The organism is Prevotella sp. P3-122, assembly GCF_002251365.1.
Classification (GTDB): Bacteria; Bacteroidota; Bacteroidia; order Bacteroidales; family Bacteroidaceae; genus Prevotella.
The window spans coordinates 22,523-39,622 of the sequence record NZ_NPJH01000092.1 but is presented as its reverse complement, the minus strand read 5'-3'; the positions used below and the strand labels follow the sequence as shown (position 1 = coordinate 39,622).

The following is a 17,100-nucleotide window of genomic DNA, read 5'->3' as shown; positions in this document are numbered from 1 at the left end:
TATCAATTAGTGTCACCAGGCATCTGCTATTGCTCAAACTCCTTACGGAGCACGTCCAGAACCTGGTCAACAGTCTCCTCCTCCAGGTCGGCCTTCTCAACAAGCATTTCGCGTGGGGCGTTGAGCACAGCCTTTGCTGTATCGAGTCCGAGAGCCTTGATGGCATCGATAACCCACTGGTCAATCTCGTCTGAGAACTCATCGAGATAGATGTCCTCGTCAGCCTCACCCTCGGCAACCTCGCGGAACACGTCGATGGTGTATTCCGTAAGCATACTTGCAAGCTTGATGTTCAGACCGCCACGGCCAATGGCAAGGCTCACCTCCTCGGGCTTGAGGAACACCTCAGCCTTGTGGTTCTCCTCGTCGATGACGATATTGCTCACCTGTGCCGGACTGAGGGCACGCTGTATAAAGAGCTTGGTGTTGGCAGTATACGAGATGACATCAATGTTCTCGTTGCAGAGTTCACGGACGATACCATGAACACGGCTACCCCTCACTCCCACACAGGCTCCAACGGGGTCTATGCGGTCGTCGAAGCTCTCTACGGCCACTTTGGCACGCTCACCGGGCATACGGGCAATCTTACGGATGGCTATCAGACCATCGGAAATCTCCGGAACCTCAGCCTCAAGGAGTCTCTGCAGGAACATCGGGCTTGTACGCGAGAGTATAATCTTCGGATTATTGTTCTCATTGTCCACACGGGCAATGACGGCACGTATGGTCTCGCCCTTGCGGTACTGGTCGCCGTTTATCTGTTCCGACTTGGGAAGTATCAGCTCGTTGTTCTCGTCGTCGACGATGAGAACCTCGCGCTTCCATATCTGATATACCTCGCCCGAAATCACCTGACCCACACGGTCCTTGTACTTGTTGTACAGCGAGTCGTGCTCCAGCTCAAGAATTTTCGATGCAAGAGTCTGACGGAGCGTCAGGATAGCCCTACGGCCAAACTTGGCAAAGTCTACCCTCTCGCTGACATCCTCGTCAACCTCATAGTCCTCAGCTATCTTACGTGCCTCAGTAAGGCTTATCTGCTTGTTCTCGTCAGCCACTTCGCCATCGGCCACAACAACACGGTTGCGGTAGATCTCGAAGTCGCCCTTATCAGGGTTAACAATGACGTCAAAGTTCTCGTCACTACCGAAAATCTTGGCCAGCACGTTGCGGAAACTCTCCTCAAGCACACTCACGAGCGTGGTGCGGTCGATGTTCTTGGTCTCCTTAAATTCCCGGAACGTGTCGATCATGCTCACTGTTAATTCATCTGTCTTTTTTGCTGCCATAGCTTATTTGAAACTTATTAAGTATTTGGTATATTTCACTTTATCCATCTGATAAGTATGGTCCACATCTGTCAAGACGGGACGTTTCTTACCCTCCTGTTTTACTTTCTCGGCCACGGTGACCGTGAAATCGTTTCCATCGACGCTCTTCAGCACTCCCTTAACCTTCTTGCCGTCGCCATCGAGCACCTCTACATTCTTGCCGATGAAATTCACATACTGCTGCGGAACCTTAAAGGGCTGTCCGAGTCCTGCCGATCCTACCTCAAGCTCATAATCCTCCTCGTCACGGTCAAGACGGTCCTCAATATATCGGCTAAGCTCTACGCAGTCCTCTATCCACACGCCGTCGGCATGGTCAATCTCTACAACAATTCTGTCATCAGGGCTGATTTCTACATCTACAAGGAAATACTCCTTGTCCTGCAGCCACTCCTCAACTAAATTTCTTACGACGTTTTTGTCAATCATAAATATTTCATTTCGTATTAACAGGCCATCCATCGACCTATATTAAAATAAAATGAGAGACTCTTTCAGAGCCCCTCATTCCACTGAACGGTGCAAAGTTACGATATTTTTTTCATGCCACCAAGGAATTAGGTGAAAAAGTGACGATTTTCCATTGTGTCCCGCAAACGGCACGACCGACGAGAAAAGAATATGTGTTTACGCTTAAATTTGCCCGTTTAGCCCATCTCACGCAACGCATTGCAATAGCCCACGAAATGCATTGCATTTGTAACAATTGTGGTTCATCTACGCTTTTGCGCTTACAGCGCGCAAGGACAATGCCCAATTACACCCAGGGTGCCGCTTCGCTCTACCCTGGGCTATGCGCTTTTGCGCTTACAGCGCGACAATTACCGACATGAACTTCAGAATTAGGATATCCAATTTTTGCACATCAAACTGAACACACTAATTATTAAATGAAGTGGGTGAAACGGTTTGCCATAGGATATGAATACGTTTGCATCCCTGATAAGGTTAATAACCTTACGGCTGAAAGGTTAATAACCTTACGGCCTTAAGGTTATTAACCTTATCGGCAATGATATATATATGCATAGACCACGCAACAATATATTGTCACTCGAGATATAGCATGAACCGCAAATATGAATACGCCACAGACAAGATTTGCAACCTTATCGGTAATGAAGGTAACAAATACAGAGCACACTGCTATAGAAAGCGCAAAAAAGTTGATATTACAAATTGGTGCAAGTATTCTATATTGAATCCCTACGCCATTTTGAAGGCTGGCAACCAGTCTTCTTTGTGAATACCTTTGTGAAATTGCTAAGTGACAGAAATCCCGCAGCCTCGGATATGGCTGCCACCGTAAGCTCCGGGTGGTTAGCCAACAGCTGCTTGGCATAGGAGACGCGCATGTCGGAAATCCATTCGCGGAACGACACGTTATAAACCGTTTTGATGTAAGTCGAGAGATAAGTGCGGTTGGTGGACAGGGAGGCAGCCAAATTCTCTATGGTAAGTCCCGGCTGTGTGTAGCCGGCGGTAATCATCCATCTGTCCAAACGCTCCTTGATGTCAGCATGATAAGTGGGACAACATTCATCCAGCGCCTCAATGTCGTCTGGACTGCTGTCCGTCTCCGCAATCATCTCCGATTCCAAGATATGCTGTACCTGCTCATAAAAAAGCAGATAGTTAAGGTAGGAGCAAAAGATATGGATGTAGAACGGGATACTCGCCAAAATCCAAAGGAATACGTATCTGTCGGGAAGGAAGGTGAGCAAGCTGCATCCTACACCGAATATCAGTGCCCACCAGGTGAGGAGCGACATCCAGCGGACGTATGCTGCAATATCGTCGGAATGAGTTTCGTCAAACAGTCTTACCATTCGGTGATAGGTCTGTATAATCCTGTACGACAGAAATACGCCATAGGAAATAAGCCAAAGGGTCATAATAACCATTGCCACATGCAGTAGTCCTTCATTATTGTGCAGGCATAGCAGAGCAACGGCAGACAGGAGGATATATACCAGCCAGCCACCGATATTTCTGACAATACGTTTGACCGTGAAATAATTAGGATTGAGAAGAGTCAGGAAGGCGCAACTGAAAAACAGGTAGGTAATGTAATAGGTGGAGAGATTCATCACGACAGCCGCCTCTTGCCACAACAACCGAGGGGTAACCAACAAATGCGCCGCATAATTGGCCGACAGTGTCAACAGGGCACCTGCCATGAGCCGGCGCGACCTTAGATAGTTTCTGAAGATATGCTTGTCGGGAGTCTTTGCAAACAGGAAGTAGAAAGCAAAGAACAACATCAGCACCAAGGTTATGCCAAGGGAATTGTCGTATAATATTTTGTCCGAACAAGTCATAATGCTGTGTATGGTTTTACGTAGACGATTAATAGGTCCATGATTGCTGGGGTAAACCGCGTCGGCTGCAACAACCCATATTGCCAGTACAAGCCACCTCAATGATGCCTCTTCCGCTAAGGCCCGTCATTCCCCCTTTCCCGACAGCAATGTCCTGTATTCCTCTGGATTGGCGAGCAGGCGGCATGCCTCCTTGAAGAACTTGTCATGGCGCAGGGCATTGCGCACTCGCCCGGACTGATAATAGTAGACCGTGACAATCTCGCCGGCAAGCAGTTCCTTCACGACATCCTTCACCTTGTCCAAATCCTTGCCTACATCATGACGCAACTTAGTTTTCAACGCCTCGAACTCAGCCTTCGCATCGTCATAATAGCCTTCGTATTTCGACATTTTGACAAGTTCGTCATACACGGCATTGCTCAGAGGATCATACTTGAAGCCACTTTCCACAACCATCTTGCGGAAGTCCTCATAGTCGGCATCCGTAAGCTCGAAATCGGCAGCCGGCGCGATGGTTGGATGACGGTCTATATAGTCAAGGATATAACTGTGCATCACCTCCGAGGAGTCGCGCATGTAGGCAAGATAATATACTATGTTGGGCAGCGAATCGGCAGCCACCTCCACATCAGGCTGTATGCCTCCCGCATCCTTCACCTTGCGTCCATTGGCCGTCAGAAACACCTTTGCCAAGGAGTCGGCAACCAGTTCCTCGCTGGCACTGTCCGTCTTTCGGAAGTTCCTTGCCTGTATGCACCTTCCGCTGGGGATATAGTACTTGTTGGTAGTGAGCTTCATCTGCGCATTGTACGGCAATTCGAGCATGGTCTGCACGATGCCCTTTCCGTATGTGCGTGTGCCAAGTATCACCGCACGGTCCATATCCTGCAGGGCACCACTTACAATCTCACTGGCACTTGCCGTTGTACCATTGACAAGTACAACGAGTGGGAGCAGCGTGTCAACGGGCTCCACCTGTGTGGAGAAATTGCGGCTCACATTGTCGGCCTTTCCACGGTTGGCGACAACGAAGCGGCCCTTAGGGACAAAGACGTTGACAACATTCACAGCCTCTACCTCCGAGCCTCCACCATTACTGCGCAGGTCGAGAACAAGCGACTGCATGCCCTGCCGCTTCAGGTCGATGACGGCATTACGCACCAGCTGTCCGCAGTTCTCAGAGAAGGTAGTGAGGCTAACATAGCCCACCCCGTCTGCTATCATGCCGTAATAAGGCACGGCTGGAGTCTGTATGAGCCTGCGCGTTATCTTGAAGATCATATCCTTGTCCGTAGACGGTCTGTGAATTTTTAGCACGAACGACGTGCCGGCATCTCCACGCAGACGTTCCGAGACATACGATACCTCCTTGCCCTTCATGAGACTGTCATCGATTGAGACTATGATGTCGCCCTTCCTCAACCCGGCCTCCTGCGCAGGCATACCAAGATAAGGCTCGTCTATGCAGGCGCAGCCTTCCTTGTAGTTATACTTTATCGTAGAGCCTATGCCGGCATATTTGCCCGTAAGTTTGAACTTAAGGTCGTTGGAGTCCTCGGGGCGATAGTATTCCGTATACCTGTCGAGCGATGCCAACATGGCATCGATGCCCTCACCTATCACCTTGTCGGCATCCAGCGAGTCTACATACAGCATGTCCAGATTCTTGTATATTGCCGTAAACAGGTCTATGTTCTTGGCCACTTTGAAGTTGTGGTCGTTATTCTGTGCCACGATGCCTGCAACGGCACATGACATAAGGGCCAAGGCAAGAAAACGTTTTCTGATTCTCATCATATAATCCAAGTATGTTCTATATATATAATAATGTATATGGCCGGCATGGTATTCCTGCCTCCTGGGGTGGTTTTGCCTTTCGGCATTTCTCTGGTGCAAAATTACGGAAAATATCCGAGACTACACCACCTTTCAATGACCGAAATATTTTTTTTGCTTTCAAAACAAAAAAAATTCGCAAAAACATTTGGAGGTTTCATGGAAAGTATGTACCTTTGCACTCGCAATCAAGCAAATGCTTCAATAGCTCAGTTGGTTAGAGCACCTGACTGTTAATCAGGGGGTCGTTGGTTCAAGCCCATCTTGAAGCGCATAAAAGAGGAGTTACACAGGTAACCCCTCTTTTTTTGCATACGCACACTACTAAGTCAATCAAGCGAAATACAGTATGGAAACAATCATTACCGTTTTAGGCATCACAGTCATGTCACTGGCAGCCTTCATCTTGGGAAAGAAACTCGAAGCACGGAAAAATGAGAACGAGACCAACCTGCTCAGCGAGAAGCTGAAAAACCTGACGGAACAGAACAACGAGCAGGACAGCATCATAAGGCAACAGACCGAGGACATAAAAAACCTGACGGCACAAAGGGACGTGCAGAAAGCCAATGTGGAGAACGCCAACAAGCTCATGGAACTGCAGCAGAAGCAGCACGAGGACACCATTGCGAAAATGATGGAAGAAAGCCAAAAGCAGAAGGACAGCCAGGAAAAGCAAACAGCTGAAATGAAGGAAACCTTTCTGCAGCAGATGGCAGACCTTAAAACCGCATACGACAAGCAGCTGGAACAGGCTATTGCCAATGCCAAACAGCAGCTCGACACCCTGAAGGAAATGAACCGTAAGCAGGTGGAAGACCAGATGGTACTCATAAGGGAACAGATGAGAACAACGTCGGAGACCGTACTAAAGGCAAGGCAGGACGAACTGGGAGAGCGCAACCGCGAGCAGGTATCGAAAATCATCGACCCTCTGCAGAAGAGTCTGCAAGACATGCAGGCGGCACTCAACATGACCAAAGAGCAGCAGAAGGAAGCCCTGACAAGGCTCGACGAGACCATCAAACAGAACATGAAACAGAGCGAGTCGCTGGGACAGACCGCAGACAGGCTTACCAGGGCTCTGACCGGAGAGGTGAAGGTGCAGGGAAATTTCGGTGAGCTGAAGCTAAGACAGCTGCTTGAGGACCTTGAGCTGAAAGAGGGAGAACAGTTCGACACCCAAGCCACTCTCAGAGACCATGCCGGACGCTCAGCCAAGGGAGATGACGGCAAGGGCCTCATCCCCGACTTCATACTCCACTTCCCCAACAACAGGCATGTAGTGGTAGACTCTAAAATGTCGCTCACCGACTATGAGCGATACATGAATGCCGAAGACGGCACCCCGGAAAAGTCGACATTCCTGAAAGCGCACATAGACAGCGTGAGGGCACAGGTGAAGAGACTGGCAAGGAAGGAATACACCCGATACCTGCCCGAGGGATGCAACCGTCTGAACTTCGCAATAATGTACGTGCCCATCGAGGGTGCCCTGAACCTCGCCCTGCTCAACGACCCCACGCTGTGGCGCGAGGCTTACGACCAAGGTGTGATGATACTCGGCCCGCAGACAATGTACATGAACCTCAGGGTGCTTGAGATGATGTGGACGCAGGTCAGGCAGCTCACCAACCAGCAAGCCATGATGGATGCGGCAAACACCATAGTGGAAAGGGTACAGGACTTCGGCATGAGGTTCATTGACGTGGAGCAGAGCATGAACGACACCATAAAGAAAATGGGCAAGCTGAAAATAACAACTGCCGAAAGCGGACCAAGCATCATCACTGCGGCGAGAAACCTCATCAAGGCTGGCGCAAAGGAGAACAAGAAGAAGAAATCGCTCTCGCAGATGGACGACTCGCTGTTTATCGAGGACAAATCCACGGACGAAGGAGACAGAAACGAGGATTAACGGCTATCCGGGCATAACCCGCAGGTCCACCTTCTTACTTTCTTGTCAGCAAGTCAATCATTTTTTCTCCTGATTTTATTTTTTAATTTGGCTGATTTATCGTAATTTTGCATCCATAACATCAAAGGTATAACAAGAACCATTTTAAATATACTCACACTATGGCAAAAAAAGCTTTATTGATGATTCTCGACGGATGGGGAATCGGTCAGCACGGTAAGGGTGACGTCATCTACAACACCCCAACACCATTTCTTGATTATCTGAACGCAGTCTCGGCTCACTCCTCTCTCCAGACCTCTGGCGAGGACGTTGGTCTTCCTGACGGTCAGATGGGCAACTCCGAGGTTGGACACCTCAACATCGGTGCCGGACGCATTGTCTATCAGGACCTCGTAAAGATCAACAAGGCCTGCAAGAGCGGCGACATCCTCAAGAACCCGGAGATTGTGAAGGCTTACAGCTATGCCCGTGACAACGGCAAGAAGCTCCACCTCATGGGCCTGACCTCTACAGGTGGCGTACACTCATCACTCGACCACCTCTTCAAGCTCATCGAGATAGGCAAGGAATATGGTCTTGACAAGGTGTTCGTACACTGCTTCATGGACGGACGCGACACCGACCCGAAGAGCGGCAAGGGATTTATCGAGGATGTACAGAAATGCTGCGATGAGAACGGAGCACATATAGCAAGCATCATCGGACGCTTCTATGCCATGGACCGCGACAAGCGCTGGAACCGAGTAAAGGAAGCCTACGACCTGCTCGTAAAGGGTGAGGGAAAGAAGTCGGCCGACATGGTACAGGCCATGCAGGAAAGCTACGACGAGGGCGTTACCGACGAGTTCATAAAGGCTATCAGCAACTCTACCGTCGACGGCACTATCGGCGAGGGCGACGTGGTAATATTCATCAACTACCGCAACGACCGCGCAAAGGAGCTCACACAGGTGCTCACACAGCAGGACATGCCCGAGGAGGGAATGGCTACAATACCCGGCCTGCAGTATTACTGCATGACTCCATATGATGCCAACTTCACAGGCGTAAACATACTCTTCCCCAAGGAGAATGTCACCAATACCCTTGGCGAGTATCTCTCCGCCCAAGGCAAGAAGCAGCTGCACACTGCCGAGACAGAGAAGTACGCTCACGTAACATTCTTCTTCAATGGTGGCCGCGAGGCTCCCTACGAGGGCGAGGACCGCATTCTCGTTCCGTCACCTAAGGTTGCCACATACGACCTGAAGCCGGAGATGTCCGCTTACGAGGTGAAGGACAAGCTCGTTGGAGCCATCAACACCCAGGAGTACGACTTCATCGTCGTGAACTTCGCAAATGGCGACATGGTGGGCCACACCGGTGTCTACAACGCCATTGCAAAAGCAGTACATGCTGTTGACAACTGCGTGCGCGAGGTCATCGAGGCCGCAAAGGCAAACGACTACGAGGCCATCATCATCGCCGACCACGGCAATGCAGACAACGCTATCAACGAGGACGGCACTCCAAACACCGCTCACTCGCTCAACCCCGTACCGTTCATATATGTAACCGACAACAACTCAGCTACCGTCAAGGACGGACGTCTGGCCGACGTGGCTCCATCCATCCTACATATCATGGGACTGGAGCAGCCTGCCGACATGACTGGCGAGAACCTGATTGTTGATTGATAAATACTAAAAAGGAAGCCTCACCCCCTGCCCTACTCCAAAAGAGAAGGAAAGGGAGTGAGGCTATTATTATAAATGATAAAAATAGAAGACAGCTGGCTTCACCATCTGGCACCAGAGTTTGAGAAACCCTATTTCGGGAGCCTCACCGAGAAGGTAAGGGAGGAATACCGCAACTACCAGTGCTACCCGCCTGGCAGCAAGATATTCAATGCCTTCAACCTCTGCCCCTTCGACAAGGTGAAAGCGGTAATCATCGGGCAAGACCCATACCACGAGCCAGGGCAAGCCATGGGACTGAGCTTCTCCGTGCCAGAGGGCATTGCCCCACCTCCCTCGCTGATAAACATCTTCAGGGAGATAGAGTCAGACCTCGGCAAGCCTGCCGCCAGAACAGGCGACCTTACCCGGTGGGCCATGCAGGGAGTGCTGCTCCTGAACGCCACCCTTACGGTAAGGGCACACGTGGCAAACAGCCACCAGCGCTTGGGATGGACCACCTTCACCGACGCGGCCATAAAGTCGCTTAGCGACAACCGTGAGCATATAGTATTCATGCTATGGGGAGGATTTGCGCGCAGCAAGGCATACCTCATAGACAAGACCCGACACCTCGTGCTGGAATGCGCGCATCCGTCACCACTCTCCGCCAACCGTGGAGGATGGTTCGGCAACCGGCATTTCTCACGCTGCAACGCCTATCTGGCACAATACGGAATAGCACCAATAGAGTGGTAACAACATAATAATGAGCACCAACAAACTACACATCATCCAGGTGGGTGACGTTCTCATCTCGCCCGACATCATAACCGAACATTTCTGCTGTGACCTCGACCATTGCAAGGGACAATGCTGCGTAGAGGGTGATGCCGGCGCACCGGTAACACTCGACGAGATAGCAGCCATAGAGGACACCCTCGACACCGTATGGAACGACATGAGCGCAACAGCGCAGGCCGTGGTCGACAAGCAGGGCGTGGCATATACCGACCGCGACGGCGAGCTTGTCACCAGCATCGTCAACGGCAAGGACTGCGTGTTTACATGCTACGATGGCAACGGCTGCTGCCTATGCTCGCTCGAACGTGCCCACCGCAACGGCAAGTCGTCATTTATGAAGCCCATATCCTGCGCCCTATACCCCATCAGGGAGAAGCAATTCCCCGGCGGGCTGACAGGACTCAACTACGACCGCTGGAGCGTCTGCAAGCCTGCCGTGGAGAAGGGACGCCAGCTCGGCCTTCCCGTCTACCGCTTTCTTCAAGGCCCTCTGACAAGGCGTTTCGGAGAAGAGTGGTACAGGGAATTGTGCGAGGTGGCACAAGCCATCATTGAGAACAGCTGACCAAGTGGAATACAGTAATCTCAACTGAAGGTCCTGAATATACGTGACGCAAATATCCCAACCAGCACCCCTACTACCATAAAGAGTATGATAAGCAGCGTCATGATGGCATTATAGGCAAGAATATTTAGATAGTGCTCAGACGGCGTACCGGCGGCATTGAACTGCAAGTAGCAGATGAGAGCCTGGATAGTGCCGTATGCATACATACCCGGTATCATCGGCAATAGGGCAGGAAATGCCAACACCTCGTATGGACAGCGGTAATGGCGTGAGGCAAACGACGATATGATGCCTATGCAGATACTTCCGGCAAAGCCGGCAAGGATGATGTTGAGATGAAAAGAAGAGTGCATCAGGGCAAAACGGGTCGCATGGCCGAGGGCCGCGATTAGTCCGCACCAGGGAAGCAAGCCGCGCGGGGTATTGTTGATGCTTCCAAAACCTATTGCAGCCATACAGGCAAAGAGCCCGTCGGTGAGCAGTGTATTCATTTCCATTGTATATCTAATGTGAGTAATGCCAGACAAAGGCCTAAGGAAAGGCAGATGGTGGTAATGACCGCATCTGTCATCCTGCTTTGTGACACGACATAGTGGCCGTTAGTCATGTCGCATATAGCATTGATGAATCTTATTCCAGGTACGAGCCACAACACAGAGGCTCCCAAGGCTGTCTGTGGAGTGCCTCCAAAGCCAAAGATGAAACACGACGAACCGACAATGGCTGATATATATGCTGCCACAATGGTTGTGAATCTTATGTCACAATGCTTTTCAATCATAAAGTTCTTATATACATTGCCGATGATTGTGGCGGCAAACACCACACCCATAGCATACCAGTCGCCATCAAACAGACGACAGAAAGAGAGATTGGCCAAAGCCGTAAGCAGAATTACTATCCATTTGTTCATGCGGGGTGTCGCAATGATGGCTTTCATCTGCCCGCACGCTGTCTCAAGGGGTATATCCAGAAATGACAAGCGGCTCAACGATGTGACCGTCTGTAGGTTTATGCCGTTTTTATGGGTGTGTCCCACCAGACTGTAATTGTGCGTGTGATTTTTATCCCATACCGTCAGTAATATGCGCGAGGGGAGTAGCGACAGGTCGGAGATTATGCCATATCGTTTGGATATGCGCTCCACGCAATGCTCTATACGCGAGGTGGTGGCGCCGGCAGACAGCATTGCCGTGGCATACTCCTCTATGAACTGGCACACATTCTTTATTCTTGCATGTCCGTCAGCAGGTATGCCGTACTGCTCATCCGTCATATTCGTCATCATAATAATATATTTTATTGTCACCGAACGAGATGATGTGCAACCGCTTGTTGATTCTCCAAGTCTTTAGCAAGAGTTTGATTGCTGGCTTCAGAAGTACGGCTCCCAAGATAAGTGCCCATACGAGCCATGCGTATTGGCTTGCCGAAGTTTCGTTGATAATGTATTCCATAATTTCTATATTTAAATGATTTTTATCGGGTGCAAAATTACAGCTCATATTGTTTAGCGGGAAGATTTGTCTATTGATTGTTTCGATAACGGCCATCTATAGATGTTAATAATCATAATCGATAGTATTATCGATATTAATAATAGCAAACTGTTGTGCGCACGTTTAAATTATTGTACTTTTGCAGCAGTTTTCACAAATTATACTGTTAGAATGGAATTAAGGCAACTGAGATACTTTGTAAGCGTGGCAGAGACGAACAGTTTCAGTGAGGCGTCAAGATTGCTTAACATCACGCAAAGCACACTGTCGCAGCAGGTGAAGCAGTTGGAGAATGAGTTGGGTGTAATACTCTTTGAGCGTTCTTCCCATCGCGTGTGTCTTACAGATGTTGGCGAGGCATTTCTTCCTGAGGCCAGACGCACTCTGCATGCCGCGGATGTGTGTATAGACAGGATGAATGACATAAGAGGCTTGAAGGCTGGCTGTCTTAACATCGGCTCCACCTTTTCGTTCATCCCGCTGCTCAAGGATACTGTGTTGCTATTCATGAAAGAATATCCCGACATCAAGCTCAACATTCATTGTCATGATATGGAGACTTTGATGCGCATGGTGAAAGAGCGCGAACTTGACGTGGCATTGAGTTACAAGCCTACAAGCATAAGCCCGGAGATAGAGTCGCACATATTGTTTGACAACAAGTTGGCTGTAGTTGTTTCCGAGCAACATCCTCTCGCTGATGCGGAAAAGGTAAGGTGTTCCGACCTCAGATGCTTTCCCTTTGTAATGCCAGCCAAAGGACTTCAGGCACGCAATGCGTTCGACCTTCTGACAAGAGGCTCAGAGAGTCAGTTTAATGTAAGGTTGGAAATCAATGAGGTGAATGTCATCATCGACCTTGTAAGGTCGTCCAAGTTTCTTGTCACTGTTATCAGCCAGGCTGCGGTAAGTCATATTCCGGGCATCAAGGTCATCACGCTTGACCATCCAAACACGCAGATGGAAGGTTCGTTCCATATACTCAAGGACAGCTATACCAAGCGTAGTACTAAGGAATTTCTTAAGATGCTCTGTGAAAACAAATCCTATAATATAGCATTGCTTGACATGCTATAAATGTAGAGGCTGTTTTTTTTGTTTTTCGATTCCCTGTTATAGCTGCCTCCCACACCTACGGCATGGAAAGTGTTGGGAATACCTGTAACTATACAGCTAACGCCTTAGCTGTCGTTAAACATGGTTAATTTATGTATTATCTCCTACCCTTTTTGTGCGTCGTGTCTTTATAATGCGTATTTAAAGTAGGATGACCAAATAAAAACCTAACATTACAACATGAGGAAATTATTTATTACAATGGTGTTGGCGCTGCTGACAATCAGCGCATCATTAAAGGCGCAGGACGAGAGTCTTGTGCTCCACTACGACTTCAGGTCGGTGGATGGCACAACGGTGCACTCCGCATCAGGAGGAGGTCCGGATGCCACATTGAAGAACAATGCCAGGGTGGAGACCATGGGAGAATACAATGTACTCAGCCTGGGTACAGCCAACGGCTACCTCGACATGACACCGGCGGCCGGTGACCTGCTGAAAGCATCTGACAACTACACCATCTCCGCCTACTACTGCGTAGACGACAATGCGAGCCTTGACGGCAACGGGTATTTCCTGTGGGCATTCTCCACGGCCTCAGCCTGCACACAGACAGAAGGCAAATATTCCGCTTACAGGCTCAACGCACAGCGGATTGCCACATCCACGGGCGGCTACGGCTCTGAGACAGGCTTCTCAGTTGGCAACGCCTCAGCTAAAGGCAGGTGGATACACGTGGCATATACTGAGAATGCCACGACAGGCCGCCTCTACATAGACGGCGAACTGAAGGCCACCATAAGCGCAATGCCGCGCAACTCGACAAACTATGGCAATGCCACCATACAATATTGCTGGCTTGGCAGGGCTCCGTTCAGCGGCGACAGCTATCTGAAGAGCACCCTCGTAGCCGACTTCCGCCTCTACAACAGGACGCTGGAAGCAACAGAGGTGAGCAAGCTGGCTGGTGAGACCAGAGGCCTAGAATACGCCTACGAGCATTCACCAGAGGGAGACAACAGCAAGCTGCTTGCAGCCATTGCCGAGGCAGAGGCTCTCGTGAACTGCAGCGATGCGGGAATGTATATGCCCGGAGCTCTTGCCGATCTGCAAGACGCACTACTGATGGCAGGAAACATAGCAGCTGGGGGATACAGCCAGACGTTGATAGACAGGCATGTAGCCATGCTTACAGACGCCATGAGCGTCGTAAGGGCTACAACGGGCATGACATTCGACATGGGCAGCCTGGAGGGAGCATACGATACCAACAGGGGCTTCATACACCCCGGAGGACTGCACACACAGGCCGATTTCGACAGGATAAAGGCTCAGATTGCCGCTGGCAATGAGAAGGTGGTGAGCGCATACAATATTCTGAAAAATGCGGAATACGCACAGCCTACCATACAGACATACCCTGTGGAGACCATCATACGCGGAGGAACGACAGGACAGAACTACATAAATGCCGCACGTGGCGCCACCATGGCATACCAGAACGCACTAAGATGGAAAATAGAGGGCAACACAAGTTGCGCGGCAGCAGGCGTAAGAATACTCAAGGCATGGGCAAACACATGCAAGCTCGTCAGCGGTGACAGCAACTGGGCACTGGCAGCGGGACTCTACGGCTACGAGTTCGCACAGGCGGCAGAGCTGCTCAGAGACTACGACGGCTGGGGTAACAACGGTTTTGAGAACTTCAAGAAATGGATGCTCACCGTATGGTACCCAGGATGCATACACTTCCTAAGAGGAAGGAACGGCACGTGGGAGAACATTGGCAACCAGGGTGGCATACGCCCCGGACACTACTGGAGCAACTGGCCGCTGTGCAACGCATTGGCAGTAATAAGCATCGGCATACTTTGCGACGACGTGTTCATATACAATCAGGGCATGAGCTTCCTGAAGTACGACCAGGTGGGCACCTTCCGTGACCCACGCACTGACGACCTCATACTCAACGACGGATGCACGGAGTTCTGGGGCAACCTGATAGTCACCACGTCAGAGTCGGAACTGGAGACTGGCGCCTATGGCAAGCTCGGACAGATGCAGGAGAGCGGACGCGACGGCGGACACGCTGCCATGGCACTGGGACTGGCCGTTGACATAGCGCACGTGGCATGGAACCAGGGCGATGACCTCTTCTCGTACATGGACAACAGGCTCGCAGCAGGCATAGAGTTCACGGCGGCATGCACGCAGAACGAAACGGGACTGCCTTGGACAAACTACAAATATGTGGACTGCCGCACGGCATGGCACAACGGATGGCTGATGACGGCACCCGCCGAGCCCGCAGAAGTAAGAAACTACTGGGGTACGGTAATAGGCCACTACGAGGGCGTCAAGGGTGTGAAGATGCCTTATGCGGAGAAAGCATACCAGCAAATGGGCATCGATGCGGGCGGCATGGGCGGCACAAGCGGCGGCTACGACCATCTGGGCTACTCAGTGCTGATGAACACCTACGACGGCATCGCACCTGCCGACAAGGTACCGACACTGCTCACACCACGCATGGAATACGACGGGCAGACCATAGACCACAACGAACTGGGAGGACTGAAGAACAACTATGCCGTGGATACCAACAAGGCTCTGCCACGAGGCAAGACTGTCAGACTCATGCCACAGTTGCCGGAAGACGAGGAGGACACAGGCAACTGGAAATGGAACACAGGCGAGACAACGAAGGACATAACCATAACTACCGACCGCAGCTACGCCTACCGCGCCACATACACCAACAAGAACGGCATAGAGAGCCAGCAGGTGTTTACCATAGCTGTTGACGGTGACTGCGTGCCATCACAGTCCGCAACACCTTATATAATATATAACGGCGAGACCATCAGCACTGACACCCTGACCGTATTCTATGGCGAGACCGTGACGCTTGGCATCTGGGGTACGGGAGGCTACGAGAGCTACCAGTGGGACAACGGCAGCAATGGTACGACACTTGTGACGAGACCGCTGGTCCGCGCACGCGACTTCGCCGGTGCCTACATCAACCAGGGTGGCGCACGCTCAGTATGCAAATTCCATATCGACATCCAGAACATGCGCATACAGACCATTGTCAACGGCCACGTAATGGTTGACACCGTTGACGTAACGGTGAACAAAGGCGACCAGGTGGTATTTGGCCCCTACGTCCCCGACGCCCTGCCAGGCTGCTCATACAAGTGGAGCTCTGGACAGACCACACGCACGGTGTTGATAGACAGTGCGGCCGTTAGCGGCACATACACTCTCGACTATACCGTCAACGGCGAGAAAGGACAGATAGTCTACACTCTGCTCGTAAACGATGACAAGGACTGCGCAATAGCAAATGGGGAATACATGATCTACGACAGGTACAACGACACCTACCTCACAGCAAACGGCAACAACCTGTCATGCATCATGAGCCAGAAGGCGAGCGGCGAGGACATCAGCACACAGGTGTGGTATCTTGAGAACGATGGCAGCAACTACTACAACATCGTCAACTCCGACACTCTCTTCCTGACATTGGCCGCCAAGACCTCTACCACCACAGGGCGCTACCCCTTCGCCTTCAGGCAGGCCTTAGGCACAGACTACTACGAGCTTCACAACAAGTACCCATACTACTGGCTCTTCGGCAGCGACGGCAAAATTTCGGTAAGCAAGTCGAAGCAACCCACGACGTATCCGCTGATGCTCATACCATACAATGCCAACGCCATCAGCAACCCGACCATTCAGGACGGTGGAGCCACGGCCATATACAACATTATGGGACAGAAGCTCAGCCAGCCAGTGAAAGGACTTAACATCATCAACGGCAAGAAGGTGATGGTAAGGGCACGATAGCACGGCACAGAACACTTCGGGAACCATAACAATAACAAATAAGTCTATACTTCTGTTTTATGAAACCAATTCTCACCCTTCTGCTTTGTCTTGTCTGCGCATCAGCGCAGGCAGACAAGCTCGTCACAGGAAACCGTGTAGACCGTGTTCGTGTAAATAATTTAGTTTCGCTTGTGCTCAACTTTAGGAGTTAAAAGGAGTTATAGGAAGTTATCGCTCCCTTTGGTCGCATAGGAAGTTATAAGGAG

Annotated in this window: 13 protein-coding genes and 1 tRNA gene; 7 read left to right on the top strand and 7 right to left on the bottom strand. The window is 50.6% G+C overall.

Annotated features, from left to right (window positions below; translation table 11 throughout):
• Positions 1-26: 26 nt before the first annotated feature.
• The 4 genes from nusA to CIL02_RS14960 form a co-directional block, all read right to left on the bottom strand.
• The gene (gene nusA / locus CIL02_RS14975; RefSeq protein ID WP_094402938.1) at positions 27-1,292 is read right to left on the bottom strand and encodes a transcription termination factor NusA; all 1,266 of its coding nucleotides are present in this window, start codon (positions 1,290-1,292) and stop codon (positions 27-29) included.
• A 3-nt stretch (positions 1,293-1,295) separates the two neighbouring features.
• On the bottom strand, positions 1,296-1,763 hold the full coding sequence (rimP, locus tag CIL02_RS14970; RefSeq protein WP_094402936.1) for a ribosome assembly cofactor RimP: 468 nt from the start codon (positions 1,761-1,763) through the stop codon (positions 1,296-1,298).
• Between the two features lie 764 nt (positions 1,764-2,527).
• Positions 2,528-3,655 (bottom strand): AraC family transcriptional regulator, encoded by a 1,128-nt coding sequence (locus tag CIL02_RS14965; protein WP_094402934.1) that lies wholly within the window; start codon positions 3,653-3,655, stop codon positions 2,528-2,530.
• Between the two features lie 126 nt (positions 3,656-3,781).
• On the bottom strand, positions 3,782-5,455 hold the full coding sequence (locus CIL02_RS14960; RefSeq protein ID WP_094403023.1) for a S41 family peptidase: 1,674 nt from the start codon (positions 5,453-5,455) through the stop codon (positions 3,782-3,784).
• Positions 5,456-5,692: 237 nt separating this feature from the next.
• Between CIL02_RS14960 and CIL02_RS14955 the strand changes: the two genes are divergently transcribed.
• The 5 genes from CIL02_RS14955 (at position 5,693) to CIL02_RS14935 (ending at position 10,439) form a co-directional block, all read left to right on the top strand.
• A tRNA-Asn gene (locus tag CIL02_RS14955) sits at positions 5,693-5,766 on the top strand.
• 77 nt (positions 5,767-5,843) lie between these two features.
• The gene (gene rmuC / locus CIL02_RS14950; protein WP_240513742.1) at positions 5,844-7,412 is read left to right on the top strand and encodes a DNA recombination protein RmuC; all 1,569 of its coding nucleotides are present in this window, start codon (positions 5,844-5,846) and stop codon (positions 7,410-7,412) included.
• Positions 7,413-7,573: 161 nt separating this feature from the next.
• Positions 7,574-9,091: a 2,3-bisphosphoglycerate-independent phosphoglycerate mutase gene (gpmI, locus tag CIL02_RS14945; protein ID WP_094402932.1), complete on the top strand. Its 1,518-nt coding sequence runs from the start codon at positions 7,574-7,576 to the stop codon at positions 9,089-9,091.
• Between the two features lie 75 nt (positions 9,092-9,166).
• A complete protein-coding gene (gene ung / locus CIL02_RS14940) occupies positions 9,167-9,829 on the top strand; it encodes a uracil-DNA glycosylase (RefSeq protein WP_094402930.1) in 663 nt (220 codons plus the stop codon).
• A 10-nt stretch (positions 9,830-9,839) separates the two neighbouring features.
• A complete protein-coding gene (locus tag CIL02_RS14935) occupies positions 9,840-10,439 on the top strand; it encodes a DUF3109 family protein (RefSeq protein ID WP_094402928.1) in 600 nt (199 codons plus the stop codon).
• 20 nt (positions 10,440-10,459) lie between these two features.
• On the opposite strand, the gene CIL02_RS14930 is transcribed toward CIL02_RS14935, so the two are convergent.
• From CIL02_RS14930 to CIL02_RS14920, 3 genes are read right to left on the bottom strand one after another with little or no spacing between them, the layout of a single operon-like run.
• Positions 10,460-10,939, bottom strand: a complete 480-nt coding sequence (locus tag CIL02_RS14930) for a threonine/serine exporter family protein (RefSeq protein WP_094402927.1) — start codon at positions 10,937-10,939, stop codon at positions 10,460-10,462.
• Positions 10,930-11,730, bottom strand: coding sequence for a threonine/serine exporter ThrE family protein (locus CIL02_RS14925; protein WP_094402925.1), 801 nt, complete (start codon positions 11,728-11,730; stop codon positions 10,930-10,932). The genes CIL02_RS14930 and CIL02_RS14925 overlap by 10 nt, the downstream gene beginning before the upstream one ends.
• Positions 11,708-11,899: a hypothetical protein gene (locus CIL02_RS14920; RefSeq protein ID WP_094402924.1), complete on the bottom strand. Its 192-nt coding sequence runs from the start codon at positions 11,897-11,899 to the stop codon at positions 11,708-11,710. The genes CIL02_RS14925 and CIL02_RS14920 overlap by 23 nt, the downstream gene beginning before the upstream one ends.
• Before the next feature lie 213 nt (positions 11,900-12,112).
• Here CIL02_RS14920 and CIL02_RS14915 point away from each other — a divergent pair, with 213 nt between their 5' ends.
• Positions 12,113-13,018, top strand: coding sequence for a LysR family transcriptional regulator (locus tag CIL02_RS14915; RefSeq protein ID WP_094402922.1), 906 nt, complete (start codon positions 12,113-12,115; stop codon positions 13,016-13,018).
• 219 nt (positions 13,019-13,237) lie between these two features.
• Positions 13,238-16,852 carry a LamG domain-containing protein gene (locus CIL02_RS14910; RefSeq protein WP_094402921.1) on the top strand — a complete coding sequence of 1,205 codons (3,615 nt, stop codon included), beginning with the start codon at positions 13,238-13,240 and terminating at the stop codon, positions 16,850-16,852.
• The last annotated feature ends 248 nt before the right edge of the window (positions 16,853-17,100 follow it).

What these genes read in the sequence shown, in the direction of transcription:
- nusA (WP_094402938.1), bottom strand. Translation starts at nt 1,292, where the DNA reads ATGGCAGCAAAAAAGACAGATGAATTAACAGTGAGCATGATCGACACG.
- rimP (WP_094402936.1), bottom strand. Translation starts at nt 1,763, where the DNA reads ATGATTGACAAAAACGTCGTAAGAAATTTAGTTGAGGAGTGGCTGCAG.
- CIL02_RS14965 (WP_094402934.1), bottom strand. Translation starts at nt 3,655, where the DNA reads ATGACTTGTTCGGACAAAATATTATACGACAATTCCCTTGGCATAACC.
- CIL02_RS14960 (WP_094403023.1), bottom strand. Translation starts at nt 5,455, where the DNA reads ATGATGAGAATCAGAAAACGTTTTCTTGCCTTGGCCCTTATGTCATGT.
- rmuC (WP_240513742.1), top strand. Translation starts at nt 5,844, where the DNA reads ATGGAAACAATCATTACCGTTTTAGGCATCACAGTCATGTCACTGGCA.
- gpmI (WP_094402932.1), top strand. Translation starts at nt 7,574, where the DNA reads ATGGCAAAAAAAGCTTTATTGATGATTCTCGACGGATGGGGAATCGGT.
- ung (WP_094402930.1), top strand. Translation starts at nt 9,167, where the DNA reads ATGATAAAAATAGAAGACAGCTGGCTTCACCATCTGGCACCAGAGTTT.
- CIL02_RS14935 (WP_094402928.1), top strand. Translation starts at nt 9,840, where the DNA reads ATGAGCACCAACAAACTACACATCATCCAGGTGGGTGACGTTCTCATC.
- CIL02_RS14930 (WP_094402927.1), bottom strand. Translation starts at nt 10,939, where the DNA reads ATGGAAATGAATACACTGCTCACCGACGGGCTCTTTGCCTGTATGGCT.
- CIL02_RS14925 (WP_094402925.1), bottom strand. Translation starts at nt 11,730, where the DNA reads ATGATGACGAATATGACGGATGAGCAGTACGGCATACCTGCTGACGGA.
- CIL02_RS14920 (WP_094402924.1), bottom strand. Translation starts at nt 11,899, where the DNA reads ATGGAATACATTATCAACGAAACTTCGGCAAGCCAATACGCATGGCTC.
- CIL02_RS14915 (WP_094402922.1), top strand. Translation starts at nt 12,113, where the DNA reads ATGGAATTAAGGCAACTGAGATACTTTGTAAGCGTGGCAGAGACGAAC.
- CIL02_RS14910 (WP_094402921.1), top strand. Translation starts at nt 13,238, where the DNA reads ATGAGGAAATTATTTATTACAATGGTGTTGGCGCTGCTGACAATCAGC.